24 protein-coding genes are annotated in these 24705 nt (G+C 67.3%); 14 read left to right on the top strand and 10 right to left on the bottom strand.

Annotation, left to right across the window (positions count from 1 at the left end; genetic code table 11):
* Nucleotides 1-12 precede the first annotated feature (12 nt).
* The 3 genes from RCH21_RS16425 to RCH21_RS16415 are packed head-to-tail and all read right to left on the bottom strand — an operon-like array spanning nt 13 to nt 2849.
* Nucleotides 13-2268, bottom strand: coding sequence for a heavy metal translocating P-type ATPase (locus RCH21_RS16425; protein WP_326965288.1), 2256 nt, complete (start codon nt 2266-2268; stop codon nt 13-15).
* A 1-nt stretch (nt 2269) separates the two neighbouring features.
* The gene (locus RCH21_RS16420; protein WP_326965287.1) at nt 2270-2494 is read right to left on the bottom strand and encodes a heavy-metal-associated domain-containing protein; all 225 of its coding nucleotides are present in this window, start codon (nt 2492-2494) and stop codon (nt 2270-2272) included.
* 28 nt (nt 2495-2522) lie between these two features.
* Nucleotides 2523-2849, bottom strand: coding sequence for a metal-sensitive transcriptional regulator (locus RCH21_RS16415; protein WP_326965286.1), 327 nt, complete (start codon nt 2847-2849; stop codon nt 2523-2525).
* A gap of 156 nt (nt 2850-3005) precedes the next feature.
* Between RCH21_RS16415 and RCH21_RS16410 the strand changes: the two genes are divergently transcribed.
* The 5 genes from RCH21_RS16410 (at nt 3006) to RCH21_RS16390 (ending at nt 7504) form a co-directional block, all read left to right on the top strand.
* Nucleotides 3006-3668 carry a DUF305 domain-containing protein gene (locus RCH21_RS16410; protein WP_326965285.1) on the top strand — a complete coding sequence of 221 codons (663 nt, stop codon included), beginning with the start codon at nt 3006-3008 and terminating at the stop codon, nt 3666-3668.
* A gap of 124 nt (nt 3669-3792) precedes the next feature.
* Nucleotides 3793-4446 (top strand): DUF3105 domain-containing protein, encoded by a 654-nt coding sequence (locus RCH21_RS16405; RefSeq protein ID WP_326965284.1) that lies wholly within the window; start codon nt 3793-3795, stop codon nt 4444-4446.
* Between the two features lie 185 nt (nt 4447-4631).
* A complete protein-coding gene (locus RCH21_RS16400) occupies nt 4632-5372 on the top strand; it encodes a GAF and ANTAR domain-containing protein (protein ID WP_326965283.1) in 741 nt (246 codons plus the stop codon).
* A gap of 8 nt (nt 5373-5380) precedes the next feature.
* Nucleotides 5381-6481, top strand: coding sequence for an alanine racemase (locus tag RCH21_RS16395; RefSeq protein WP_326965282.1), 1101 nt, complete (start codon nt 5381-5383; stop codon nt 6479-6481).
* 144 nt (nt 6482-6625) lie between these two features.
* A complete protein-coding gene (locus tag RCH21_RS16390) occupies nt 6626-7504 on the top strand; it encodes a TPM domain-containing protein (protein ID WP_326965281.1) in 879 nt (292 codons plus the stop codon).
* Nucleotides 7505-7533: 29 nt separating this feature from the next.
* Here the strand turns inward: RCH21_RS16390 and RCH21_RS16385 are convergent, their stop codons facing one another.
* Both RCH21_RS16385 and RCH21_RS16380 read right to left on the bottom strand, forming a co-directional pair.
* The gene (locus RCH21_RS16385; RefSeq protein ID WP_235830773.1) at nt 7534-9147 is read right to left on the bottom strand and encodes a peptide chain release factor 3; all 1614 of its coding nucleotides are present in this window, start codon (nt 9145-9147) and stop codon (nt 7534-7536) included.
* Between the two features lie 362 nt (nt 9148-9509).
* Complete coding sequence (locus RCH21_RS16380) at nt 9510-10103, bottom strand: dihydrofolate reductase family protein (protein ID WP_326965280.1); 594 nt, start codon at nt 10101-10103, stop codon at nt 9510-9512.
* A 228-nt stretch (nt 10104-10331) separates the two neighbouring features.
* On the opposite strand from RCH21_RS16380, the gene RCH21_RS16375 reads away from it, so the two are divergent.
* Entirely contained in the window at nt 10332-10874 is a 543-nt protein-coding gene (locus RCH21_RS16375) for a hypothetical protein (RefSeq protein WP_326965279.1), read from the top strand.
* Nucleotides 10875-11077: 203 nt separating this feature from the next.
* Here RCH21_RS16375 and RCH21_RS16370 read toward each other — a convergent pair whose 3' ends face one another.
* Nucleotides 11078-12640 (bottom strand): MFS transporter, encoded by a 1563-nt coding sequence (locus RCH21_RS16370; RefSeq protein ID WP_326965301.1) that lies wholly within the window; start codon nt 12638-12640, stop codon nt 11078-11080.
* Nucleotides 12641-12755: 115 nt separating this feature from the next.
* On the opposite strand from RCH21_RS16370, the gene RCH21_RS16365 reads away from it, so the two are divergent.
* From RCH21_RS16365 to RCH21_RS16355, 3 genes are all read left to right on the top strand, one after another.
* Entirely contained in the window at nt 12756-13310 is a 555-nt protein-coding gene (locus tag RCH21_RS16365) for a TetR/AcrR family transcriptional regulator (protein WP_326965278.1), read from the top strand.
* A gap of 100 nt (nt 13311-13410) precedes the next feature.
* A complete protein-coding gene (gene mscL, locus RCH21_RS16360; protein WP_326965277.1) occupies nt 13411-13830 on the top strand; it encodes a large conductance mechanosensitive channel protein MscL in 420 nt (139 codons plus the stop codon).
* Nucleotides 13827-14519 carry a Pr6Pr family membrane protein gene (locus RCH21_RS16355; RefSeq protein WP_326965276.1) on the top strand — a complete coding sequence of 231 codons (693 nt, stop codon included), beginning with the start codon at nt 13827-13829 and terminating at the stop codon, nt 14517-14519. The genes mscL and RCH21_RS16355 overlap by 4 nt, the downstream gene beginning before the upstream one ends.
* An 81-nt stretch (nt 14520-14600) precedes the next feature.
* On the opposite strand, the gene RCH21_RS16350 is transcribed toward RCH21_RS16355, so the two are convergent.
* Nucleotides 14601-16088: an FAD-dependent oxidoreductase gene (locus RCH21_RS16350; protein WP_326965275.1), complete on the bottom strand. Its 1488-nt coding sequence runs from the start codon at nt 16086-16088 to the stop codon at nt 14601-14603.
* Nucleotides 16089-16221: 133 nt separating this feature from the next.
* On the opposite strand from RCH21_RS16350, the gene RCH21_RS16345 reads away from it, so the two are divergent.
* The 5 genes from RCH21_RS16345 to RCH21_RS16325 all read left to right on the top strand — a co-directional run bounded on the left by RCH21_RS16345 (nt 16222) and on the right by RCH21_RS16325 (nt 20810).
* A complete protein-coding gene (locus tag RCH21_RS16345) occupies nt 16222-17838 on the top strand; it encodes a cryptochrome/photolyase family protein (RefSeq protein WP_326965274.1) in 1617 nt (538 codons plus the stop codon).
* Between the two features lie 8 nt (nt 17839-17846).
* On the top strand, nt 17847-18830 hold the full coding sequence (locus RCH21_RS16340; RefSeq protein ID WP_326965273.1) for an aldo/keto reductase: 984 nt from the start codon (nt 17847-17849) through the stop codon (nt 18828-18830).
* Between the two features lie 131 nt (nt 18831-18961).
* Nucleotides 18962-19216, top strand: coding sequence for a hypothetical protein (locus RCH21_RS16335; RefSeq protein WP_120149763.1), 255 nt, complete (start codon nt 18962-18964; stop codon nt 19214-19216).
* Nucleotides 19217-19230: 14 nt separating this feature from the next.
* Entirely contained in the window at nt 19231-20148 is a 918-nt protein-coding gene (locus tag RCH21_RS16330) for an FHA domain-containing protein (RefSeq protein WP_326965272.1), read from the top strand.
* 95 nt (nt 20149-20243) lie between these two features.
* Nucleotides 20244-20810 carry a 2'-5' RNA ligase family protein gene (locus tag RCH21_RS16325; RefSeq protein ID WP_326965271.1) on the top strand — a complete coding sequence of 189 codons (567 nt, stop codon included), beginning with the start codon at nt 20244-20246 and terminating at the stop codon, nt 20808-20810.
* Here RCH21_RS16325 and RCH21_RS16320 read toward each other — a convergent pair.
* From RCH21_RS16320 to purB, 3 genes are all read right to left on the bottom strand, one after another.
* Entirely contained in the window at nt 20787-22229 is a 1443-nt protein-coding gene (locus tag RCH21_RS16320; protein WP_326965270.1) for a lipase maturation factor family protein, read from the bottom strand. The genes RCH21_RS16325 and RCH21_RS16320 overlap by 24 nt on opposite strands.
* 99 nt (nt 22230-22328) lie before the next feature.
* Nucleotides 22329-23204, bottom strand: coding sequence for an endonuclease/exonuclease/phosphatase family protein (locus RCH21_RS16315; RefSeq protein WP_326965269.1), 876 nt, complete (start codon nt 23202-23204; stop codon nt 22329-22331).
* A gap of 61 nt (nt 23205-23265) precedes the next feature.
* Nucleotides 23266-24696, bottom strand: a complete 1431-nt coding sequence (gene purB / locus RCH21_RS16310; protein ID WP_120149758.1) for an adenylosuccinate lyase — start codon at nt 24694-24696, stop codon at nt 23266-23268.
* Nucleotides 24697-24705: the final 9 nt, after the last annotated feature.

Raw genomic sequence — 24705 nt, 5'->3', positions numbered from 1 at the left:
GACCTGGATGGACTACCTGCCGAAGCCGCGAAGCCGTAGGGAGTTGGCGACGACGAGCACCGAGCTCGCAGCCATGGCGGCTCCGGCGAGCATCGGATTGAGCAGGCCGAACGCGGCGACGGGGATGCCGACGGCGTTGTAGAAGAACGCCCAGAACAGGTTCCCCTTGATGGTGCTCAGCGTCCGCCGGGAAAGCTCGATGGCCTGGGCCACCTGCTCGAGGCTGTTGCCCATCACCGTGAGATCGGCGGCCTCGATGGCAACATCGGTCCCGGAGCCCATGGCGATGCCGAGGTCCGCCTGCGCCAGGGCCGCGGCGTCGTTCACGCCGTCGCCCGCCATGGCGACGGTGGCGCCCGCAGCCTGGAGGCTACGCACGACGTCGACCTTGCCCGCCGGCGTCACGCCGGCATGCACGTCTGCAGCATCGATTCCGACGGTCGCCGCGACCTGCAGGGCGACGGCGCGATTGTCACCGGTCAGCAGGACGGGGCGGAGGCCAAGACGGCGGAGCCGCTCGATCGCCGCTGCCGAACCGTCCTTGATGGAGTCCGACAGCGTGACGAAGCCGGCCACGGCATCATCGATCGCAACCCACACCGCCGTCGTGCCCGCATCCTCGACGGCGCCGAAGGCCGCCATGTCGGCGTCGTTCGGGCGGATGCCGTTCCGCTCGAGCCAGCCGGTCCGCCCGGCGGTGACCGTGACACCGTCGACGGTACCGCGCACTCCACCTCCGGGGGCGCTCGAGAAGTCCCGTGCTGCGGGCAGTCGGCCGGCGTCGGCAGCGTGCCGCGCGATGGCGTGCGCGATCGGATGCTCACTCTGGGCCTCGACAGCCCCCGCGAGGCGCAGCAGTTCGGCACCGGACGCGCCGTGGAGGGAGACGACGTCGTCGACGGCCATGGTGCCGGTGGTGATGGTGCCGGTCTTGTCGAGGACGATGGTGTCCACGGTCCGGGTGTCCTCGAGGACCTGGGGCCCGCGGATGAGGATGCCGAGCTGCGCTCCGCGACCGGTACCGGTCAGGAGCGCCGTCGGCGTAGCGAGCCCGAGGGCACAGGGGCAGGCGATGACCAGGACCGTCACCGAGGCGGTGAAGGCAGCGTCGAGGTCGCCGGTCAGCAGGAGCCAGAGGACAAACGTGACGATCGCGATGACGAGGACGACGGGGACGAAGACCGCGCTGATGCGGTCCGCGAGCCGCGCGATCCGCGCCTTGCCGCTCTGCGCCTGGCTGACCAGCCGGCCCATCTGGGAGAGTACGGTGTCGGACCCTACGCGTGTCGCCCGGACCACGAGCCTGCCGGACGTGTTGATGGTGGCGCCCGTGACGGCATCGCCCGGGGTCACCTCGACGGGGATGCTCTCACCCGTCAGGAGCGCGGTGTCGAGCGCGCTGTGGCCCTCGATGACGACGCCGTCGGTCGCGATCTTCTCGCCCGGACGAACCACGAATTCGTCTCCGGGAATCAACGCCTGGGCGGGCAGCGTCACTTCGGTGCGCTCGCCGTCGACGGTGCGCAGCACGTGCGCCTCCTTCGCGCCGAGGGTCAGCAGTGACTTCAGGGCATTGCCTGCGCGTTGCTTGGCGGAGGCTTCGAGGAAGCGCCCGAGCAGCAGGAAGGTCACGACGACGGCGGCCACCTCGAAGTACAGGGAGTACTCGCTCATGTCCATGCCGGCCATCCCCCCGTGCTGCGTCAGAGTGGGGTCCGCGAAGAGCTGCCACGCCGAGAAGAGGAAGGCCGCCGTGACGCCGATCGAGACGAGCGTGTCCATGGTGGAGGACAGGTGGCGGGCGTTGATGGCCGCGGCCCGGTGGAACGGCCAGGCCGACCACGTCACCACGGGCAGGGACAATCCGAAGACCACCCAGCCCCAGTTCGTGAACTGCAGGGCGGGCACCATCGAGATCAGCAGAACCGGCACGGAGAGGACGGCGGCGAGGGTCAGGCGGGCGCCGAGGAGGGACGGCGTGTGGTCGTGGTCGTGACCGCCCTCGACGTCGTGCTCAGGCTTGACGACGTGCGCCCCGTAACCGGTGGCGACGACGGTATCGATCAGGTCCTGGTCACTGATGGACGCGGGAACCCGCACGACGGCGGTTTCCAGCGGCAGGTTGACGCTCGCCTGGACGCCGTCGAGTTTGCCGAGTTTTCGCTCCACGCGCCCTACGCATGACGCGCACGTCATCCCCGAGATGGAGAGTTCGACGACGCGCTGTTCCTGCTCGGCACCCTGCGCCGGGATCTGCTGCGTGGTCATGTCAGGCGCCGTCGTGCACCACGGTGTAGCCCGCTTCGGCGACGGCTTCGTCGATCGAAGCGACGTCCAGTGGCACCGAGAAGGAGATAGTGGCGGTGGAGTTGCCGCCGTTCACGAGATCGACGTCGACGGTCTCGACGCCGGGGAGGTCCGAGAGCTCGTTCGTGACAGCGCTTACGCAGTGGCTGCAGGTCATACCGGTGATGTTAATCGTGGTGGTGGTCATGATGTTCTCCCTCAGTGATTCGATGTGTTCAGCGGAGCAGGCGGCCGATGGCCGCCGTCGCTTCCTGGACCTTGTCCTGCACGGCCTCGTTCTTGCCGGAGGCCTGGGCCTCCTGCGCAGCTCCGACCACGCAGTGCGCGATGTGCTCCTCGAGCAGCCCCATGGAGACGGCGTGCAGGGCTTTGTTGACCGCCGCGACCTGCGTGAGGATGTCGATGCAGTACTTGTCCTCCTCGACCATGCGGGCAATACCGCGAACCTGTCCTTCGACCCGGCGTAACCGCTTGAGGTAGGCATCCTTGTCCGCCGTGTAGCCGTACGGCACCGTTTCCTCCACAGGTGTCCCTGTCGTCATGAATTTACTCCTCGCTCACCGATCGATCATACCCTTGGGGGGTATAACGCAACGGCGCGAGGAATCATTCCCGGCTGGGTCCGGCCGGCATTGCGGGAACACCCAGCGGGATGCCGTACGTTGGCTAACCGGCACTCAACCAATCCAAGGACCTTCATGACCCTCTCGCTGCCGACCTGGCAGAAGCGCGTTCTCCTGATCCTCTCGGGGATCGCGGTCCTCGCGCTGTTCGCCTTGGCCTTCTCCGCAGGGCGCGTCTCCGCCGGCCCTTCGTACCCGAATACCACGAGCGCCGACGCGGGATTCGCCCGTGACATGCAGGTGCACCACAACCAGGCCGTCGAGATGTCCATGATCGTGCGGGACAACGTCACCGACGAGACACTCCGCACCATCGCCTACGACATCGCACTCACGCAGCAGCAGCAGGCCGGGCAGATGTACGCCTGGCTCGAGGAATGGACATTGGACCAGAGCAGCTCGCAGCCGCGCATGGAGTGGATGGCCGGTGGTTCCGGTGACCACGGAGGCATGGCCATGGGAGCCGGCGCCGATGCAGGATCCATGCTCACGTCCGAGGGGCTCATGCCGGGCATGGCGACCGGGGTGCAACTCGATGAGTTGCGCTCCGCCCGCGGTGAGGACGCCGAGAGGCTGTACCTCGAGCTCATGATCAACCACCACGAGGCAGGAGTGGAGATGGCGGAGGCCGGGGTCGAGCTCGCGGACACGGAGCAGGTCCGGACCCTCGCCACCAAGATTCAATCCGGCCAGCAAGCCGAGATCACGCTGATGCGCAGCCTGCTCGAGGACCTCTAGTCCCGTCGATCCGGCCTCCCCCCGCGGGCCGGTTGAAGGACTGGCACGCACCGCCGGTACATTGGAACCGGCGCCATCCGATCCGCGGCCAACGCCGCAACTCCCCAGCACTGAAGGACGACCGTTGAACAAGAAGCGATCACAGGAGAACCAGGACCGCCAGGCGCGCCTGGCTGCCATCCAGGCTGAACAGCGGGCCGGTGAGCGGAAGCGCAACGCCCTGATCTTCGGTGGCATCGGTGCCGTCATCCTTGCCGTCATCATCGCTGTGACCCTGGTGATCGTGAATCAGATCCAGGTGAACCAGACCCGGGAGGCTGCAGCTTCCAAGCCGATCGCGGACATCCAGGAATACCCGGACGTCACCTTCAATCACGTCGAGGGTGCGGTCGAGTACGACCAGGCGCCTCCCGTCGGCGGTGACCACAGTCCGGTCTGGACCAACTGCGGCGTTTATACAGAGCCGGTCCCCGACGTGAACTCCGTCCACTCCATGGAGCACGGAGCCGTCTGGATCACCTACAACCCCGACCTGGACCAGGCCGAGATCGACAGGCTGACGGACCTGGTCGGCACGCGCTCCTATGTCCTGCTGAGCCCCTATCCCGATCTGGATACGCCGATCGCGGCCAGCGCCTGGGGCGTGCAGCTGAAAATCGATTCCGCGGACGATGCGCGGCTCGCGACCTTCCTCGACAAGTACATCCAGGGGGAGCAGACCCGCGAACCGGGTGCCGCCTGCTCGGGCGGAATCACGCCGCCGGGACGCGCCTCCTAGTTCCGCCTCGGCGGTGCCGACGGGGCGCGGGGATCGACAAGTCTCGTCGCTCGACGGTCCTTGTCCGCTCCCGATACCCGACGACGAACCCGGTCCGCATATTTCGCGGAGGGGTACCTGCCCGGTAACGTGGCAGCACGTGGTGGCATGCAGGCGACCGTGTAGCAAGTGAAAGGCGGACCGTCGTGACGAACGATCAGATCCTTGGCGAGGTGAGCCTGCCGAGGATGCTCCAGGACATGGTGCTGGAGAGTTCCGACATCCACCAGTTCCTGGACAACCTGGCCAAACTCGCAGCAGATGCGCTGTCCTCCGAGGGTATCCAGATGCTGTGCGGCATCGTCCTCCTTCGACCCCGGTCCAAGGCCACGGTTGCCAGCAGCAGCGAGCATGCGCAACGCATGGACGAGGTCCAATACCAGTTCGACGACGGCCCCTGCCTCCGTGCCGCCCGCGAGGGCCAGATCTACGTCGTCGCCGACTTCACCGAAGAGTCGCGTTTCGGGGACTATCCGAAAGCTATTGCCGACCACGGGCTGAGGTCGGCCCTGGGTGTACCGATCCCGCTCGACGGTCTTGCCGCAGCCGGGCTGAATCTGTACTCGCCCCAGCCCAAGGCCTTCGACGAGGCCATGATCGCCGCGGCCGGTGAGCTCGCGCGGGAGGCGTCCCAGTCGTTGAGGATGGCGGTGCGCGTCGCGCACCTGTCCGACACCGGGGCGCAGCTCAAAGAGGCGATGAGCTCGCGCACCACCATCGACGTCGCCGCGGGCATCATCATGGGCCAGAACCGCTGTAGCCACGACACCGCGATGACCATCCTCAAGGCGGCGTCCAGCGGGCGCAACATGAAGCTGGGGGAGATCGCCGCCACGGTGGTCGCGTCGATCGGACAGCAACTCCCCGAGACGCACTTCGACGCCTGAGCCGCGCCGTGGCTCCTCTCCTCGACGACGCCTCGACCCCTGCCGTCGTGATCGATGCAGCCCTGCTCGAGCGCAACATCACCGCAATGGCGAGATCCGCCCGTCAGCGGGGACTTGCCTTGCGTCCCCACGCCAAGACGCACAAGATCCCCGAGATAGCGCACTTACAGGTCGCTGCCGGCGCCGTGGGACTGACGGTCGCCACCATCGGCGAGGCCGAGGCCTTCGTCGACGCCAGGATCGGGGACATCTTCATCGGCTATCCACTCTGGGTCGACCAGCGCGCCGCCGCCCGGTTGCTGGCGCTCGCCGACCGGGCACGGGTGACGGTCGGTATCGATTCCGCCGAGGGCGCACGGCAGCTGGTCCGTAGCCTGGGGGCCGATGCCCGGCGCGTCCCGGTGCGGGTGGAGCTGGATTGCGGCCACCATCGCAGCGGCGTGCGGCCCGAGGACGCCGTGGACGTGGCGAAGGCCGCAGAATCGGCCGGAGCGCGGGTCACGGGGATGTTCACTTTCCCGGGCCACAGCTACGGGCCCGATGCCGCCGCCCCGGCGGTCGCCGATGAGCAGCAGGCTCTTTTCACGGCCAAGGCGTCCTTCCGGGACGCCGGTTTCCGTGGACTCGACGTCAGCGGCGGATCCACACCCTCTGCGGGCCTGGCCGCCGGAGGCATCCTGACCGAACTGCGACCTGGTGTGTACGTGTTCGGGGACGCCCAGCAGTGGGAGCTCGGGCACTGCCGCCCGGAGGACATCGCCCTGACCGTCGAGAGTACGGTCGTCAGCCACCGGATCGGTCCGCCCGGAACTCCGGGCCGCTTCATCGTCGACGCCGGCAGTAAGGTGCTGGGCAGCGACCGTGCAGCATGGGCCACCGGCTACGGTCGGCTCCTCGACCACCCGGACGCCCGTATCGTGGCGCTGTCCGAACACCACGCGACGGTCGAATGGCCACTGAACGCGTCCCTCCCACCGCTGGGTTCACGCCTGCGCGTCGTCCCCAACCACGTCTGCCTGACCATCAACCTCGTGGACCGGGTGCACGTGGTGCGGGACGGCGTGGAGCAGGGCACCTGGGCCGTTGCGGCGAGGGGCCGGAACAGCTAGGAGCGGCGAAGGTGGATCGGGCTGGGGCCCTTGGCCCCTGGGGCATTGCAGGAGTGCCGCCTACAATGACACCGACGGCGGATGGTCCACCACCGGAAGCGCACAGCGATTCCCCGGCTGCTGCGCCTGATCAGGGGGCATGCAATGAAGCGCATGATGGACGTCGCGCGAATCACCGGAGCCACTGCCGCGGTGGTGCTCGTCCTGACCGCCTGCGGCGGCAGTGGGACGGCGGCAACGCCTGAACCTCCCGGGCAGGGCAGCCTCGTCGACGCCGCCGATGTCCTGACCTCCGGCGAAGAGCAATCCCTCAATGCCCTCATCGTGGAGCGGAACAGCGCTACGGATGCAGCGCGGGTCGCAGTACTCACGGTCGACGGCGCGGGCGGCTCGATCGAGGATTACGCACGATCAGTGGCTACCGCGTGGGGCGTCGGCGACCAGGGTGCCGACAACGGGGTGCTGATCGTCGCCGATACAGCCGAGCGCGAACTCCGGATCGAGACGGCGGTCGGGGTGCGGGACGCCCTGTCGGACGACGACGCCGAGAGCATCATCGACGACGTCCTGGAGCCCGCCTTCGCCGACGAGGAGTACGCGCGTGGGCTGACCGACGCAGTGGACCAGGTGTACCTCTACGCAGAGGGTGGCGAGCCGGTAAAGGAGCCCTTCAACATCGGGCTCCTCGCTGCGGTGCTCGCGGGCAGTGTCCTGGTGATTGGCGCACTCACCTGGTGGATCGTGGCGGACTCGCGGCGCCGGCGTCGAGCGGCGGACGAGGAACTGCGGACCGCGGAGAAGGCCTACCCGGATTTCCGACTGACCGATGAGCAGCGGGAGGCCTACCGGAAATACCGCTATCGCAAGCGGGGTGACGATGCCGTGTCCAATCCGGTGGTATGGCTTCCCCTGTACGCGGCCAACCCGGCTCTGTACTCAGGAGGTACCACAGGGGGCTCGTCCGGATCGTCCATCAACGGAGGCGGGGGCTTCAGCGGAGGCGGAGCGTCGGGCATCTACTAGCGACGTCCGCGACTCGGAGCATGGCGGTGCTACTGGTCGACGGCGGCGCCGATCGCCTCGAGGACGACGTCGGGGTAGTCCTTCTTGAAGTGCCCCACCTTCCACTTGTCCCCGAAGACGGCCACGATCTCGCCGTCGGAACGGAACATGATCTCGCCGCCGCGGAAGGTCTCGGGGACGCCCTGGCTCTCGGGGGACACACGCATGGCCAGCGAGTAGGACAAATGATCCAGCGACGTCGGAGCATTGAACTCGGTGCCGAGGCGCTCCGCGGCCACCTCGAACTGCAGGGCCCCGACGGCAGCGAGGACGGGCGCCTGGTCACCACGAAGGTCGGAGCGCAGCACCTGCACCACGCCTTCGTGCTCGAGCTGCTCGATGCCGCGCCGGAACTGCTTGTATCGGCCCGGGTCCTTCGCTCGCGCGACGGCGAACAGCTCGGGGGAGAAGCGGGGGATGTCCGGAAACTGCACGGGCTGTTCGGCGAAGAGGCTGTCTCCCACGCGGAGGCTCGTTGCGTTGACCAGCCCGACGACGTCGCCCGGCCAGGCGGTGTCCACCACTTCGCGGCTGCGCCCGAGGACGCGGTGCGCGTACTTGGTGGCGAAGGGCTTCCCGGTGCGCTGGTTGGTGATGACCATGCCGCGCTCGAACGTACCGGAGCAGATGCGGAGGTAGGCGATGTGGTCTCGGTGTGCGCTGTCCTGGCCGGCCTGGACCTTGAAGACGAAACCGGACAGCGGCGCCTCGATCGGCCTCGGCTCGTCTTCCTTGGACGGCCTCGGCGACGGGGAGGGGGCTACGTCGACGAGGATGTCGAGGAGTTGCGAGACACCGAAGTTCTTCGCGGCGGCAGCGAAAAGAACGGGCGTCTGGCGGGCGGCCTCGAACTCTTCGCGGTCGAAGGATCCGTTGGAGGCCTCGACGAGTCCTGATTCTTCGCGGGCCTCGAGCCACGCACCGGCGTCGCGCGGGTCGAGGGCATCGATGTCGACGTCCGTCTCGTCGGCAGCCTGTGCGCCGGCCTCGACGGCCTCGAGCGCAATGGCACGTTCCGCCCGGAGATCGAGCAGCCCCTTGAAGTCCCCGGCAATACCGGCGGGCCAGGTGAGCGGAACCGGCGTCATGCCCGTGCGCTCGCCGACGTCGTCGATCAGGCCGAGGGCGTCGAGGCCCGGGCGGTCCCACTTGTTGATCACCGTGATGATCGGGATGTTCCGCGCCTTGCATACGGCCAGCAGCTTCACGGTCTGCGGTTCGAAACCCTTGGCGGCGTCGATGAGCATGACGGCGGAGTCGACGGCGGCGAGGACGCGGTAGGTGTCCTCGGAGAAGTCCGCGTGGCCGGGGGTGTCCACGACGTTGAGGATGGTGTCGCGGTAGGTCAGTTGCAGTGCGGCCGAGCTGATGGAGATGCCGCGGTCCTGCTCTATGCCCATCCAGTCGGACACCGTCGCGTGGCGGCTCGACTTGCCGTGCGTGACGCCGGCGTTCTGGATGGCGCTGGCGAGTAGCGCGAGAGCCTCCGTCAGCGTGGACTTGCCGGCGTCGGGATGCGAGATGACGGCGAAGGTGCGACGTCGTCCGGCCTCGCGGCGGACGGCATCGGCGTCGAGGACGGGGGATTCGGTTAACAGGGCCACGTCTCCATTGTCCCCGATCCGGCAACGCAGCCCGTCGGGGTGGTCCGGTGTTCGCTGTGCGCGTGGGCGGTGGGAATCCCGGAGGGGCCCTGGATGCAGATCTGGTTCGCATCGAGCCTCACTCCATCGGCATCCTCGTGGTCCCTTGCTAGGCCATCTCGGCCACCAGCGCCGCGGCTCCGGCCCCGCGGCTTGTCCCCTCATGGCTCGCCTTCACGATGTCGCGGAGGGCCACGGACGTTCCACCGCCTGGCGTGCCTCATTGCGGTTCAGTGTGACCGTGGGCCTGCAGCTGGGGTAGAAACTGATCGCGCTCGTGAGCTCGGCGTCAGTCGCGGGTACCACGTCGACCCGGTGTTCCATCATCGGACTCTGTAGATGAGATGGGTGACACGAGTGCCGGGCACGACCACGGGATCGTCGAGCAGTATCTCTTCAACGAGGCCGTCGAACCAGCGGATGCCTTCGCCTAGGAGCACGGGAATCAAGTCAACCCGGAGCTCGTCGACGAATCCTCGTCGCAGGCACTGCTGTACGACCTCGGGTCCCGCGATGCCGATCTCTCCGCCATCTGCCAGTCGGGCGGCGCGAGTGAGCGCGGTGTCCAGATTGGCGACGAACTCGAACGGCGCAGGGGCTCCGTCCCGCCGCGCCGGCGGCCAGTCCGGTGGTGGCCCACGGTGCGTGAGCACCACGGTGGGTGATTCGTTCGGAGGGTGTCCGCCCCAACCGTGCGTGACATCGAACAATCGCCGCCCCGTCACGAATGCACCCTCACGCGGCAGCGAATTCCAGTACGCGGCGTCCGGTCCGCTCAAATGAAACGGTTGAGCGAGTCCTGGCATCCACGTAGTAATGTCTCCGGCCTCGTACCAGTCGAAAAGCGGCCCGACACTGTCGTCGGCCCGGGCAATGAATCCATCGAGCGACATGGAGAACTGCGCGGAGACCTTCACGGAGTTGAACATGGAGACATTGTGTTGATTGCCACCACCGTAATCAACCGATCCTGCCGGCCCGTGAATTCCTCGGATACTTCAAGCGGAATGTCATTGCGAGGAGGCACTGGCCAATCTCCCCGCACAGGCTTATCTTGACCCTTACGGGCGTCGTTCGCGCCCCGTAGGCGGTAGGACGTGCTGGTCTTCAAGGTTCGTGTCGAAGCGGCTGAGGACGGGTTCGCAGTGACCTGTCCGAAAGTTCCTGCGCTCCACTACCGGATCGGATCGATCTGGGATGCCTGCGGTGTGCGCCCTGTACTGGCCGAGCTCAACGGGGTTCCCGACGACCTGGTGTGGCTGCACATCAAGGCCCAGGCAGGCGCAGTGACCATCGTCTCCGACGTGCATCCGCTGCACAGGGTGTCGTTCCACTCCGTCGCACGACCGTCGCATCCGTCCTTCGATCGCGGAACCGTCGTGTTCGATCATGCGATGACCGCTCTCCAGCACGAGGCCGATTACGCCGAGCGGGAAGGCCGGACCGATGCAAGGGTCAAGGTGGTCGTCTCGTTCCTGGACGGCACGAAGATCCAGGTGCCTCGAACAGGGGGTTGCGCGCTGTCGGAGGTGGTCGAGTGTACCCGCGCTACAGGCGACTTCAGCGGGTGGCTCAGGGTGCAGTTGACCGGGCAGACCCCGCCGGTATCGGGCTGGCATGCTCCTGTCGTCGGTCTGCAGGTCGGAGTCTTCGCGCCGGAAGCCACCAACGCCCGGCGGTACCGGTGACCGGTTGAACGCCGAAGATCTCCGGCCCGGAGGGCCCTCGTCGAGGGCCGGAGCGGACGGTTGATACGTCAGGCGTTCCGGAAGAGGGTGTCCGTCGGCTCCGCCGACGAGGGGCACGACGACATCCACGACGAGACGGACGAGGCGCTGGTCCGGGACGTGGTGGATGTCGTGGGGGGCCGGAGCCGACGGTCCGTTCCTCCTTATCGGGAGACACCTGCGGACGTGCCGTGCGTCCGGGAGGGTGCGACTGCGGCCATGCCGCGCAGGCTCCAGGCGGCGAGGACCGAGGCCCCGACCATCAGCAGGGCCGCAATGCCGGCGGTGACCGTCACTCCACTGTCGAAGGCGTGGAACGCGGAGTCCCGGAGGAGCGACGCACTGCCGGCACCGAGCTGGGACGCCACCTCGACGGCGCCGCCGAGCGTCTCGGTGGCCGATTCGGCCTGCGCGGAACTGAGCCCTGCGGGGAGTATCAGGTTCCGCTGGTAGGACGCGAGGAGGATGCTCCCGAGGACGGCGGTCCCGAGGACGGAGCCCACCTCGTAGGCAGTCTCCGAGACCGCGGAGGCGGCGCCCGCTTTCGCTGCAGGAACGGTTGAGAGAATGAGGTCGTTGGAGACGGTCTCCGAGGCGCCGACGCCGATGCCGAGGATGACGAAGGCGATCATCAGGAATCCTGCAGACCCACCCTCCCCGAGCAGCGCGATCATCGCATAGGCCACGGCGGAGAACAGCAGCGCCACCGAGACGACGACGTGCGGCGGCAGCCTGCGTGCGAGGGGCACGACGGCGAGGCCCGCGATGATCGTGACGAGGAGTCCCGGCAGGAGCACGAGTCCGGCGTCGAGCGGGGTGTAGCCGAGCACCAGTTGCAGGTGTTGTGCGACGAAGAACAGGAAGCCCACGAGCGAGAAGATCGCCAGCAGGTTCACCAGGACGGCGCCGGAGAAGGCCCGCACCCTGAACAGGCGCACATCCAGCATGGGATCGTGCCGCCGGAGCTGACGCACCACGAATGCCGTGCCCGCAGCGATGCCGATGAACGCCGCCGTCACGGACACCAGCAGGGGCCCGCCTTTCGCGAGGTTCTTGATGGCGTAGACGACCGGAAGCATGGTCGCGACGGACAGGACGATGCCCGCGTAGTCCACGCGACCGGGATTGGCATCCCTGGACTCGGGTACGACGGCGGGCGTCAGCGCGAGCATCAGCACGAGCACGGGAACGGCGAGGAGAAAGACGGAGCCCCACCAGAAATGCTCGAGGAGGATGCCGCCGAGCAGGGGACCGAGCGCAGCGCCGGCGGAGAAGCCCGCGGCCCACACGGCGATGGCGATCCGACGCTGGTGGCGGTCGGTGAAGATGTTGCGGATGAGCGAGAGGGTCGACGGCATGAGCATCGCACCGAAGACACCCAGGCCGACGCGGGAGGCCAACAGGAAGCCCGCAGTGGGGGCGAAGGCGGCGGCGACAGAGAACACGGCGAAACCTGCGGCACCGATCATGAGCATGCGACGGCGGCCGAAGCGGTCCCCGAAGCTACCCATGGCGACGAGCAGGCCCGCCAGAACCAGCGGATAGCTGTCCACGATCCACAGCAGCATGGTGCCGCTGGTGGAGAAGTGTCGGGAGATCTCCGGCAACGCGAAGCTCAGGACAGTGTTGTCCACCGAGACCAGCAGCACCGGCAGCATCAGCACGGCGAGGGCGAACCACGCGCGGCGGCCTGCAGGCGGAACGGGAAGGACGGGAGAGGACTGCATGGCACGCGGGTTCACCCCGGACATACGTGCGGAGGGGGACGGTGTAGTGGTCATCTCCCAAAGGTATACCGTCCAGCCGGTACAGTACAACAAAAGTGACGGGTATCATCAGGGAGTGTCAAGTTCCCGCGAGCGCATCCTCGACAGCTTCGAAAACGCGCTGATCCGAGACGGCGAGAGAGCCGCCACCATGGAAGCCGTCGCAGCGGCGGCCGACGTCTCCAAGGGCGGCCTCCTTTATCACTTCCCCTCGAAGGAAGCCCTCGTGGAGGGACTGGCCGAACGCCTCCGCGGGCTCGCTGACAGGGACCGCGACGCCATGACGAAGGCCCCCGACGGAGCGGCTCGCTACTACGTGCGGACCTCCGTGTTCGAGGACAGCGCCCTTGATCGTGCACTCGTGTCGATGGCACGCCTCGCCCAGCAGGGGCACCCGACGGCAAAAGGCTCCCTGGCCGAGATCCAGGAACGCTGGCTCGACGCCCTCGAGGCCCAGCTGGGGGACCGCACCACCGCGCGCGCGGTCAAGCTGCTGGGGGACGGCCTCTACTACGACGCGGCATTCTTCGCATCGGCGGGCTCGGGACGGACGAGCAGCCGGGAAATCGATGACCTGCTGGACATCGTCGACCTGATCGTCGCGGGCCGGGGCAGGATCACCAGCATCTGAAGACCGGCTCCCTGCCCGCGACCGGTCGGGTGCTTGCCCACGTCACTAGAGTTGGTCCCGCAATCACTTCGGCAGGACATCGACCACAGGGGACGAGCGCATGATCAAGGGTTTTCGGGACTTCATTCTGCGCGGCAACGTGATCGAACTGGCGATCGCCGTCGTCATCGGCAGCGCGTTCACGGCTCTCGTCGGGGCATTCACCGCAAACATCATCGACCCGGTGATCGCCTCGGCAGGCGGTATCGACGCGGCCGGATTCGGCTTCCTCGTCCGTCCGGGCAATGACGCAACCTTCGTCGACGTCGGCGCCGTCATCACGGCCGTCGTCACCTTCCTGATCACAGCCGCCGTCGTCTACTTCCTCTTCGTGGTGCCGATGAACCGTGCCAACGCACGGTTGCGCTCCCTCGCCGCCCCGCATGAGCCCGAGGAGGAGCCCACGCCCATGGACATCGCGCTCCTCACGGAGATGCGGGACCTCCTGCGGGAGATGTCGTCGAGGGACGCCCGGCCGTGACCGCAGCAATCCGCTCGGGCACGAACCCGGGTGTCCTCCGTCTGCAGAACCCTCCGACCAGGGCGGTCGTTCGAGTCACCGTGGCAGCGGTGGTGTTGCTGGCGGTCCTGTCGACCTTCCTCGACACAGCCTCCCGCACCGCCGTCAACCCATTCAATTTCTTCGGCTTCTTCACCATCCAGTGCAACCTCCTGGCCGCGGCAGTGCTGCTCATCGTGGCCGTGCTGCACCTCCGATCAGTTGCCGAACCCGAGTGGGTCGTCCCGGTCCGAGCGGCTGTCACCACCTACATGTTCGTCGTCGGCGTCGTCTACAACCTGCTGCTCGCCGGACTTCCAGGCGGTGTCGACCTCGCTTGGTCCAACTGGGTGATGCACGTGGCCTTCCCGATCTATGCCGTCCTGGACTGGCTCGTGACCGCTGACCGCCGTCGATTGTCCTATCGCGTGCTCCGGCTGATCCTCATCTACCCCCTGGTGTGGGTGGTCGTCGTCCTCGTCCGGGGGGCGACGGACGGATGGGTGCCCTATCCTTTCCTCGATCCGGCGTCCGGCTACGCGTCGGTGCTCCTGTACGTCCTCCTCATCGCAGCCACGTGCACAGGCTTCGGCGCCCTCTTGATCCTGGCCAGCCGCCACGTTGCTCCGCTCGCCGAGTTGTTCGGCAGGGTGCGGAGGGGCCGTTCCTGAAGCACCCTCGGGGGCGTCCAGGGGTCGCCCTCCGCGGGTGTCGGCTCGGAACGTTCCGATCCGAGCAGCGCCTGTCCCGGTCTACCTTCGCGTATCCGACAGGTCCGACGTCGACGGTCCCTCGAGCAGTTTCCCGCTCGCCGTGAAACGGGAGCCGTGGAGCGGGCAGTCCCACGACCGTTCCGCATCATTCCAGGAGAGGATCCCCCGGAGGTGAGGGCAGACGGCCGAGACGCGATGCTGAACGCCGTCGACCGTGCAGACGCCGATAGGTCGCGCTCCCTCGCGGATGACATGCCCCTCGCCTTCCCCGGGAGCAGAAGCGCTGCTCCTGGAAAGGCCCGACAACCAGCCGCTCACCATGTTCATGCCCACCGAGGCATTCGCCTGCGTTGTCTGCAGGGCGTCGGCCGGGCTGATCTTGGTGCGATAGAGCGTCTCCGCCCAGGGCATGTTGCCACCGAGGATCTCACCTGCCAGGGCGAGGGAGGCGGCCACGGCGTTGGTCATGCCCCACTTGTTGTAGCCGGTGGCAGCGTAGATATGGCCGCCTCCGGCCGGTACCTTGCCCACGTAGGGCACGGCTGCGGCGGGCGTGTAGTCCTGGGCGGACCAGGTGTAGGCCGGCCTCGCCGTCGGGAAGTATTCCTGCGCCCAGCGGATCAGGTCGTCCACTCTGGCCTGCGTGTTGGAGCTGTGGCCAACCTTGTGCCCGTTGCCGCCGACGATCAGGTACTTGGTGCCGTCCACCGTCGCCGTCCGTAGTGAGCGGGTAGGGGAATCCGCACTGAGGTACATGTCCTCGGGGACGTCATCCTCGACCGTCAGCGCCACGCAGTAGGAGCGCATGGGCTGCAGCACGGCGAAGTACCCGCCGCGGTCGAGGATGGGGATGCCGGTCGCGAGCACGACGTTCGACGCCGTCACCGCCCCCGCGCTCGTCTTCAACTCCACGCCCTCGGCCCCGGTCCTGGCGACCCCCTCGACCCGGACGCCTTCGACGAGCACCCCGCCGTGACGCTTGAACTCCGCAGCCAGCCCGGCCAGCACCTCCAGCGGATGGAACTGCGCCTGGTCCCGCAGGCGGAGTGTCTTCCTCACGGGAAACGGAAGGGAAGCCGCGGTGCCGAGTTCGGTGTCGAGTCCTGCTTCGGTGCAGGCCTCGTGCTCGGAGACCAGCTTGCGGGCGCCCGTGTCGGTGGTTGCGTAGTCGATCGCGTCCCGTGTCTCGTAGGCGATCCCGTGCTCGTTGCAGAAGCGCAGGAGCCAGCTCTGGCCCTCGCGGTTGCCGGTCACGTAAGCCCGTGCCAGTTCGGCGTCGTGATGTTTGAGGATGGTCGAGATGCTGGTGCCCTGGAGAATGGACAGTTTTGCCGTCGTGTTGCCGGTGGTGACCGCTCCGGTGGTCCTGGCTTCGAGGATCGCCACCCGATGACCCGCCCGGGCCAGGAGCAACGCGGTCGTGAGCCCCGTCAGGCCTGCGCCGACCACCACGGAGTCGAACCTGGAATTCTCCTGCAGCGGATCCGAGGGAATGGCCGGTGCTGTGTCGAGCCAGAGCGATCTCATGGTGGTCCCTTCAGGAGCCGGTCGGTGGATCCACCGAACCACTAAGCATGCTTACAGTCAAGCGTCCGGATGCCTGCCGGCGCTGGCGCTAGGGTGACGATGGACGACCGTCTCCTTCAGGAAGGCAACCTCCGTGCACGTCCGACTCGTCCTGCCGCACCAGCTGTTCGAAGAGCACCTCGAGGCCCCTTCCGACACGCACTTCGTGTTCCTCGAGGACGACCTCCTGTTCCGCAGCCTCCGGTTCCACCAGCAGAAGCTCGTCCTGCACCGTGCAGCCATGACCATTTTCGCCCGGCGGGTGGAGGCGGCGGGCTACAGCGTGCGCTATGTGGAAACGTCGGCGGATACACCGAGTCAGGAGCGCCTCCACGCCGCACTCACGGAATGCGATGCAACGCTCGTGACCTACTACGACGTCGTCGACGACTGGCTCGAGCGGCGGCTCACCCGCACGCTGGCCGACGCTGGCGTCGAGGCCCACTTGCTGGAGACACCCCAGTTCCTCACTGCCCGGGACGTCCTCGCCACCTACTTCTCCTCGCACAACTGGAGGATGCAGACCTTCTACGAGTGGCAGCGCAAGCGGCTCGGGATCATGGTCGGGTCCGACGGCTCGCCCGAGGGCGGAAAGTGGAGCTTCGACACCGAGAACCGCAAGAAGCTGCCCAAGAGGATCGATCTCCCGGACCTCCCCGAGTTCGAGCGACTGCCGGAGGTGGAGGACGCCATCGCCTGGGTGGTGTCCGCCTTTCCGGACAACCCCGGCAACGCCGGATCCTTCAACTGGCCCGTGACTCACGCTCAGGCGTTCGACGCACTCGAGGCGTTCCTCGTCGAGCGTTTCGAGCTCTTCGGCCCCTATGAGGACTCGATTGCCGTGGGGCAGACCTACCTCTTCCACTCGGCGCTGAGCTCCAGCATGAACACAGGTCTCCTCAGCCCCGTGGAGGTGGTCGACCTCGCGCTCGACTTCGCGGATCGGCACGGGACGCCGATCGCCAGTGTGGAGGGATTCATCCGCCAAGTCATCGGCTGGAGGGAGTACATTCGTGCGTCCTACGTGCTGCGCGGTCGGGAGATGCGGACCGGCAACACGCTCGGGTTCACCGCGGACCTGGATCAGCGCTGGTGGACCGGTGACACGGGCCTGGAGCCGGTGGATTCCGTCGTCACCCGGATACTCGACACCGCCTACGCGCACCACATAGAGCGCCTCATGATCCTCGGCAACGCGGCCCTGCTGATGCGGGCGAAACCGGACGCCGTCTACGAGTGGTTCATGGAGATGTTCATCGACGCGTACGACTGGGTCATGGTGCCCAACGTCTACGCCATGAGCCAGTACGCCGCGGGAACCATGATCACCACCAAGCCCTATGTCAGCGGCAGCAACTACATCAGGAAGATGAGCGACTTCGGGGACGGGCCGTGGCGGTTCAGCTGGGACGCGCTCTACTGGGAGTTCGTAGGCGACCACCGCGAGCTGTTCGCCCGCAATCCGAGGTCCCGGATGAGCGTCGTCCTTCTCGACCGCATGGACGCCGAGCGGCGAACCGCACTGCGCCGAGAGGCTGCGCAGTGGATCCCGGGCAGGGGCTCGACGTCGGGTGGGCCGGGCGAGGTGCGCACGCCCACCCAGGCTCGGGCGCCGCTCGAGGAACGCTCGACCGCGGAGCAGGGATCACCGGCCGAGCGGCGGATGGCGGCGGAGAAGACGGCGACCGAGGCCACCCTGCCCGGCCTATAGTCGAAAGCATGGAAAAGAGAACCCTTGGAACAACCGGTCACCCCGTCTCCGTCATCGGACTGGGCACCTGGCAGCTCGGCGCCGATTGGGGAGAGGTCGAGGACAAGGACGCCGTCGCCGTCCTGGACGCGGCCGTCGAAGCAGGCGTGACCTTCTTCGACACGGCGGACGTCTACGGCGACGGCAGGAGCGAATCGACGATCGGTGCCTTCCTGAAGGACAACCCGGATCTCGACATCTTCGTGGGCACGAAGATGGGCCGTCGGGTCGACCAGATCCCCGAGAACTACACGCTCGCCAACTTCCGGCAGTGGATCGACCGCTCGCGCACGAACCTCGGCGTCGACACCCTCGATCTCGTGCAGCTGCACTGTCCGCCGACCTCCGTCTACAGCTCCGACGAGGTGTACGACGCCCTGGACACCCTCGTGAGCGACGGCGTCATCAGGAATTACGGGGTGAGCGTGGAGCGGACCGACGAGGCGCTCGCCGCCATCAGCCGCGGCAACACCGCCAGCGTCCAGATCATCCTCAATGCGTTCCGCCTCAAGCCGCTCGACGACGTCCTGCCGGCAGCGAAGGCCGCCGGTATCGGGATCATCGCGCGCGTCCCCCTTGCTTCCGGCCTCCTGTCCGGGAAGTACACCAGTGACACGGCATTCGCCGAGAACGATCACCGCAACTACAACCGGAACGGTGCAGCCTTCGACGTGGGTGAGACGTTCTCAGGGGTCGACTACGAGACCGGGCTCCAGGCGGCCCGTGAGTTCGTCGAGCTGGTCCCCGAAGGGACCACCACGGCACAGGCCGCGCTCGCGTGGATCGTCGCGCAGGACGGCGTCAGCACGGTCATCCCTGGAGCGCGCACCCCGGAGCAGGCCAGGGCAAACGCCGCCGCGGCCGGCTTCACGGATGCCGCTGCCGGGATCAGCGACGCCGTCACCGCCATCTACGACCGCCACTTCAGGGCCACCGTGCACCCGAAGTGGTAGTCGCGTGACCGGAACCTGCCCCTGAGGCGGGCGGGTTCCGGTCGGACCGGCCCTCCGCTAGGGTGGGCACACCAGGTCAGACGGAGTTAGAGGACGTCTGTCATTGTTAGATCACCGACGAAGGAATCGACATGACTGAAAACACCTCGAGCGTTGGCCCCGGCGAATCCCACACCATCCGCGATTGGACCGACCTCGCCGAAGAGATGTGGTCCTACCTGACCGGCCGTGGCGCAGCCATCAACTACACGCTGCAGGACATGACCATCGAGGTCCCGCGCGATATCGGCCCGGACGCGCCCAGGGCGACGTGGAAGTTCGACGGCACCCTGCGGATCACGACGAGTGACAACGCCGTCGGCGGTTCCGGCCCGCACGCGAGCTGATTCGCCACAACACGATGGCCTCTACACTCAGGCTCGATATAGATATCGACTTCTCGCTGGGGGAGCCGGCGGTCGACGGCAAGCCGGAGGCGCGCCTGTCCGGCACGGTGAAGGCCGCGGGCAGCACCGTGGATGTCTTCGTGGATGATCCTGCGTCTTTCCGCGGCAACAACCTGCCCGGCATCGGGCAGGTGCGAACCATCGCGAAGGCGTTGGCGGACCGCGGTCTGGCGGTGTCCGTCAGCGGACCCAAGGGACTCCTGGTCAGCATCGGAGCCGTGCGCTCCTCCCTCGCCCAGCGGCTGATCACGCGTTCTCCGCACATCCGGCTCGGTTCGCCGGGGACTCTCGCACCGCTGCTCGGAATCGGTCGGCGTGCCCTGGAGAAGGGCGACTCCCCATCGCTCCTTCCTCCCTCCACACCGTTCCCACTGGTGCCGACCGTCAACCGACGGATCAAGCGGACCATCACGACGACGCACTACCTGCCCGGCGGCGGTCGCCCGCGGCTGATCTTCGTGCAGAATTCCGAGTCCTGGAACGGACAGGTGCCGCGTGAGTTCGAGCTGGTGGGTGAGTGCACCACGATCGGCAGCGGAGCGGACGCGATGCTTCAGCTCGTCGGTCTCGATCACCTCCACGCGGAGGTCGTCCACACCGAGGACGACGAGTACGTGCTGGTGCCTCACGGAGTCATCACGGGCAGCGTCAACGGCAGGGAGGAGTCCGTCCTCCGCACCGGCGCGCGTGTCCAGCTGGGCGCGTGGGCCCTGGCATTCTTCCGCGAGGAGTATGCGGATCACGGCAGGCCTTTCGGCGGACGCAACGGCGGTGAGCTGTCCTATCAGCGGCCCCAGCGCAATCCGCGCACAGGGCGAACCGAGAGGGATGGATCGACGGGTGTCGGCGACTTCCGACGGCCGCCGCGCTGACTGGGTCCGCCGCGGTGATCGGGCTGCCGCGCTGACCGGGCGGACAAGGCGAGCAGGACGAGGAGTGACGGGACCGGCAGGAAGGTGCGCACGGCATGGCCGATAGCGTCGAACTCCTGCTGGACCCGTCGTCGGACCTGGTCCTGCTCGAGGACTGGGCGGCGCTCGAGGCCGAGGGGCTGCCGAACCAGTCGAGGCACCAGTCCTTCAGCAATGCCCCGCACATCACCCTGGCCGCGGCCACCCGCATCGACGGCAGGTACGACGACGACCTCGCTGCTGCCGCGGACGGCCCACCGCTGCAGCTGGTGACGGCGGGTTTCCTCGTCTTCCCCACTCGCCGGAAGTTCGTCCTTGCCCGTCAGGTCGTGGCCGATACCGCCCTCACCAACCTGCACCGGCGCATCTGGTTCGCCCTCGAGGGTGTCCCCGAGTCCGTTCCCACGACACTCCGCGGCGCGTGGACCCCGCACGTCACCCTCGGGCATGGGCTCACCTCCGGGCAGCTCGCGACCGCCCTGGAGCTCCTCCGCGAGCGGCCGCCGGAACGGCTGGGCGCGGGAATCGTGCGCCGGTGGGACGCCAAGGAGAAACGCCTCATCCTGCTCGGCGGCGGCGGAGTCTCCTGGGAAGAGCAGTCAGGGAACCTCCGCACGCAGTGATGCCGGATGAACGAGGAAACCCTGCGGTTCGCGGATCCACCACAGGCCGGCGGCCCGCTTCTCGGCTCTCGTCGAGAACCGGTAGATGAAGATCCTCGCCCTGACGTAGCGCGGCCGTGCACCGTCGAAGGGGTCATGGCGCAGGAGTTTCAGGATCAGCGGGTCGGCCTGCAGGAGCTTGACCAGGAACGGCGTGAACCAGCCCCGCTCGGATCCGAGGGCGAGGAACCACATCATCCAGTCCAACCGCAGATGGTAGGGCGCGAACTGGCGGGGCATCCTGGACGGATCGCCCGGCTTGCCCTTGAACTCGTATTCACGCCACCGCGCGCCCGGTCCGACGTCGTCGAGCGTCCCCTCCACGATCACCTCGTACCGCACCTTCGTGACGCTGCCGAACGCACCATAGGCATTGCCGAGATGCCACCGGTTGAAGCTCGCGTTCATCAACTGCCGCCGGGCGAACAGGTTCAGGAGTGACGGCCAGCTCAGGTAGGCGAGGAGCAGCATCGCGAGCGCGACGACGATCGTGAACCACAGGGGCGTCGGCTCGTAGGAGCCGGACAGCTCGAGGGTGGGAAGAACTGCCTCGTAGAAGGAATCGGGGACGGCGGCGAAGGCCAGGATGATCGTCAGGGTGTTGAGCCAGGCGAAATTGCCGGACAGCACCAGCCAGCCCTGCGTCACGATCATGACCAGCGCCGCGAATCCCGCGACCGGTTGGGGAGCGAAGAGAAGGAACGGCACGGCCAGCTGTGTCACATGGTTACCGGCGACCTCGAGGCGGTGCATCGGTTTCGGTAGGAGGTGGAAGAACCTGCTGGCCGGGTTGGGCATCGGCTGGGTCTCGTGGTGGTAGTAGAGCGCCGTGAGGTCCCGCCATGAACGGTCGCCGCGCATCTTGATCATGCCCGCGCCGAATTCGAGGCGGAAGACGAGCCAGCGAACCATCAGGAGGACGAGGAAGGGCGGCGCGACATCACCTGACCCGAGGAATGCGACGATGAACCCGGCTTCGAGCAGCAGGCTTTCCCACCCGAAGCCGTAGAAGGTCTGACCCACATTCACGATCGAGGTGTAGAGCCACCAGATGGCGAGGAACGCTACGAGGGGCACCCAGGGCGGCCCGGCCTGCGGCACCCCGATGACCAGCAGGGCGGCGATCCCCGCGCCGCTCCACGCGACGATGCGCAGCAGTCGGTCGGTGTAGCCGCGATGGAACAGGGAGGGACCCGCCTGTCGCCCGGCATATTCGAGGAACACAGGAACGGGCATCAGGCCCTTCTCACCCAGAAGCGCAGGGAACTGGTTCACGGCCGAGATGAACGCGACGAGGTATACGGCTGCCACCCCGCGCTGCAGGATCTGCCGGCCCACCTCGTAGTCCTCCGCCGACAGGACCTCGGTCAACCACTCCACCCGTCCAGCGTCCTGCCGCCAGGAAGGCGTCGTCAAGGGAGCACTGCCGGCTCGCGCGGCTTCGCGAAGTGCTAGCTGTAGCTGCTCCGGGAAGTACCGCTAGCGGGGCGGAACGGGGTTCTCGGCACCGGAATGCCTGCGCGGGATGTCGACGAGGACCTGGACCGGTGCGTGGTCGCTGGCATAGCGGCCATCGAGCGTCGACGTGTTGACGGCGGCCTGGCGTACCAGGACGTCCGGTGTCGTGAGGATCCAGTCGATCCGGCGCCCGCCGTCGACCGGCCGTGCGTAGCGCGGGTAGGTCCCGTGGTCGGGGGTGAGGTGCTCTTCCGCCCTGAGCCAGGCGTCGACGAGGACGCCCGAGCCGACGAAGCTGCGGTGGGCGGAGGCCCCGGCGTCGGAGTTGAAGTCCCCCATGACGATCGTGGGGAGTCTCGGCCGGAAGAACCGGACGAGGTCGAGGACGGCCCCTGCACTGCGGATCCGCGCGTTGTCCGACTCGTGGTCGAAGTGGGTGTTGACGAGCAGGATCTCCCGATCCATGACGACATCCCGGAAGCGCCCCCAGGTGACGATCCGGGTCACGCCGTTGCCCCAGGTGGACGAGCCGATGAGCTTCGGGGTGTCGGAGAGCCAGAACTGGTCCCATTCGATGAGCTGCAGACGGCGCGCATCGTAGAAAATCGCCGAGTACTCGCCTCTGCTGCCACCCTCCCTGCCGGCTCCGATCCTGCTGTATCTGGGCGGCAATGCCGCCTCGATGACAGCGAGCTGGTGGTGGAGCGCCTCCTGCACGCCCAGGACCGCCGGGAGCTCCCGACGCAGCAGGTCCTGCAGGGGAGCGATCCTGCCGGGCCAGTAGTCGACGTCACCGGGCTGGGTGGCGGGACGGTCGTACCGGATGTTGAAGCTCATGACATGCAGGGACGTTCGGCCGGCCTTGATCAGCGGGGGTGGTGCGGGTGTTTGTGGCATGGCGCCTTTCCGGTGCGGCACGTGGAGCGTGACTGCTGCCCGGCGTTGCGCCGGCACCCGGTCAACCCAGATGGTCCACGAGCTGCGCCGCGATCCCGGTATAACGCGCCGGCGTCAGGTCGAGGAGTCGCTGCTCCGCCTCCTCGCTGAGCCCGAGGCCGCCGACGAACTCGCGCATGCGGTCGGCAGTGACGCGCTGGCCACGGGTGAGGTCCTTCAGCCGCTCGTAGGGATCGTCGAGGCCACCGACGCCGGCGACCGCTTCGGCTCGCATGACCATCTGGACCGCCTCGCCGAGCACCTCCCAGTTGCCGTCGAGATCGGCCGTGAGCACGTCCTCCGCGACGTCGAGCCGGGCAAGGCCTTTCGCCACATTGGAGATGGCCAGGAGCGAATGCCCGAGAGCCACGCCGATGTTGCGCTGGCTGGAGGAGTCCGTCAGGTCCCGCTGCCAGCGCGAGGTCACGAGGGTCGCCGCCAGGACGTCGAGCAGGGCCGACGAGATTTCCAGGTTCGCCTCCGCGTTCTCGAAGCGGATCGGGTTGACTTTGTGTGGCATCGTCGAGGAACCCGTAGCGCCCGCGACCGGGATCTGGGCGAAATAGCCGATGGAGATGTAGCTCCAGACATCGGTGCAGAAATTGTGGAGGATACGGTTGAAGCGGGCGACGTCGGAGTACAGCTCCGCCTGCCAATCGTGCGATTCGATCTGCGTGGTCAGCGGATTCCAGGTGAGACCGAGGCCCTCGACGAAGGTCCGGGCGACGTCCTGCCAGTCGGCCTGCGGAACCGAGGCGTAGTGGGCCGCGTAGGTGCCCGTTGCGCCGTTGATCTTGCCGAGGAATTCGGTAGCGGCGATGCGGTCGAGCTGTCGCGTCAGCCGGTGGGCGACGACCGCCATCTCCTTGCCGAGCGTGGTCGGGGTCGCCGGCTGGCCGTGCGTGCGGGAGAGCATCGGGGTGTCCCGCGACGAGCGGGCCAGGTCCGCGATGGATGCGACGAGGCTGCGTGCGGCGGGAAGCCAGATATCCACGACGGCGCCCTTGACCCCGAGGGCGTAGGAGAGGTTGTTGATGTCCTCGGAGGTGCAGCCGAAATGCACCAGGGGCTTCAGGTGCCCGATCCCTATGCCTTCGAGTCGCCGGCCGATGTAATATTCCACCGCTTTGACGTCATGAACAGTGACGGCCTCGATCTCGGCCAGCTCGGCCACCGAACCGTCGTCGAACGAGGTGACGACAGAACGCAACGCCGCTTCCTGGTCCGCGCCCAGCGGCTCGGTGCCGGGAAGCACGGCGTGGCGCGTGAGGTGGATGAGCCATTCGACCTCGACGTGGACGCGATCGCGGTTGAGCGCGGCTTCCGAGAGGAAATCGATGAGGGGGGCGACGGCCTCGCGGTACCGGCCGTCGAGGGGGCCGAGGGTCAGCGACGTTCCCTCCCCTCGGGACAGAGCAGCGAATTCAACCCGGGAGAGCGCGGAGTCAGCCATTGACCCATC

Source organism: Arthrobacter sp. PL16 (assembly GCF_035985055.1).
Classification (GTDB): Bacteria; Actinomycetota; Actinomycetes; order Actinomycetales; family Micrococcaceae; genus Arthrobacter_D; species Arthrobacter_D cheniae.
Note: the sequence above shows the minus strand (reverse complement) of the source record. Positions and strands in the feature narration are given on the sequence as shown.

Coding starts and splice junctions, on each gene's coding strand:
- RCH21_RS16335 (WP_120149763.1), top strand. CDS start 18,962: ATGACTGAAAACACCTCGAGCGTTGGCCCCGGCGAATCCCACACCATC.
- RCH21_RS16330 (WP_326965272.1), top strand. CDS start 19,231: ATGGCCTCTACACTCAGGCTCGATATAGATATCGACTTCTCGCTGGGG.
- mscL (WP_326965277.1), top strand. CDS start 13,411: ATGATCAAGGGTTTTCGGGACTTCATTCTGCGCGGCAACGTGATCGAA.
- RCH21_RS16340 (WP_326965273.1), top strand. CDS start 17,847: ATGGAAAAGAGAACCCTTGGAACAACCGGTCACCCCGTCTCCGTCATC.
- purB (WP_120149758.1), bottom strand. CDS start 24,696: ATGGCTGACTCCGCGCTCTCCCGGGTTGAATTCGCTGCTCTGTCCCGA.
- RCH21_RS16415 (WP_326965286.1), bottom strand. CDS start 2,849: ATGACGACAGGGACACCTGTGGAGGAAACGGTGCCGTACGGCTACACG.
- RCH21_RS16350 (WP_326965275.1), bottom strand. CDS start 16,088: ATGAGATCGCTCTGGCTCGACACAGCACCGGCCATTCCCTCGGATCCG.
- RCH21_RS16390 (WP_326965281.1), top strand. CDS start 6,626: ATGAAGCGCATGATGGACGTCGCGCGAATCACCGGAGCCACTGCCGCG.
- RCH21_RS16315 (WP_326965269.1), bottom strand. CDS start 23,204: ATGCCACAAACACCCGCACCACCCCCGCTGATCAAGGCCGGCCGAACG.
- RCH21_RS16410 (WP_326965285.1), top strand. CDS start 3,006: ATGACCCTCTCGCTGCCGACCTGGCAGAAGCGCGTTCTCCTGATCCTC.
- RCH21_RS16420 (WP_326965287.1), bottom strand. CDS start 2,494: ATGACCACCACCACGATTAACATCACCGGTATGACCTGCAGCCACTGC.
- RCH21_RS16425 (WP_326965288.1), bottom strand. CDS start 2,268: ATGACCACGCAGCAGATCCCGGCGCAGGGTGCCGAGCAGGAACAGCGC.
- RCH21_RS16325 (WP_326965271.1), top strand. CDS start 20,244: ATGGCCGATAGCGTCGAACTCCTGCTGGACCCGTCGTCGGACCTGGTC.
- RCH21_RS16370 (WP_326965301.1), bottom strand. CDS start 12,640: ATGCAGTCCTCTCCCGTCCTTCCCGTTCCGCCTGCAGGCCGCCGCGCG.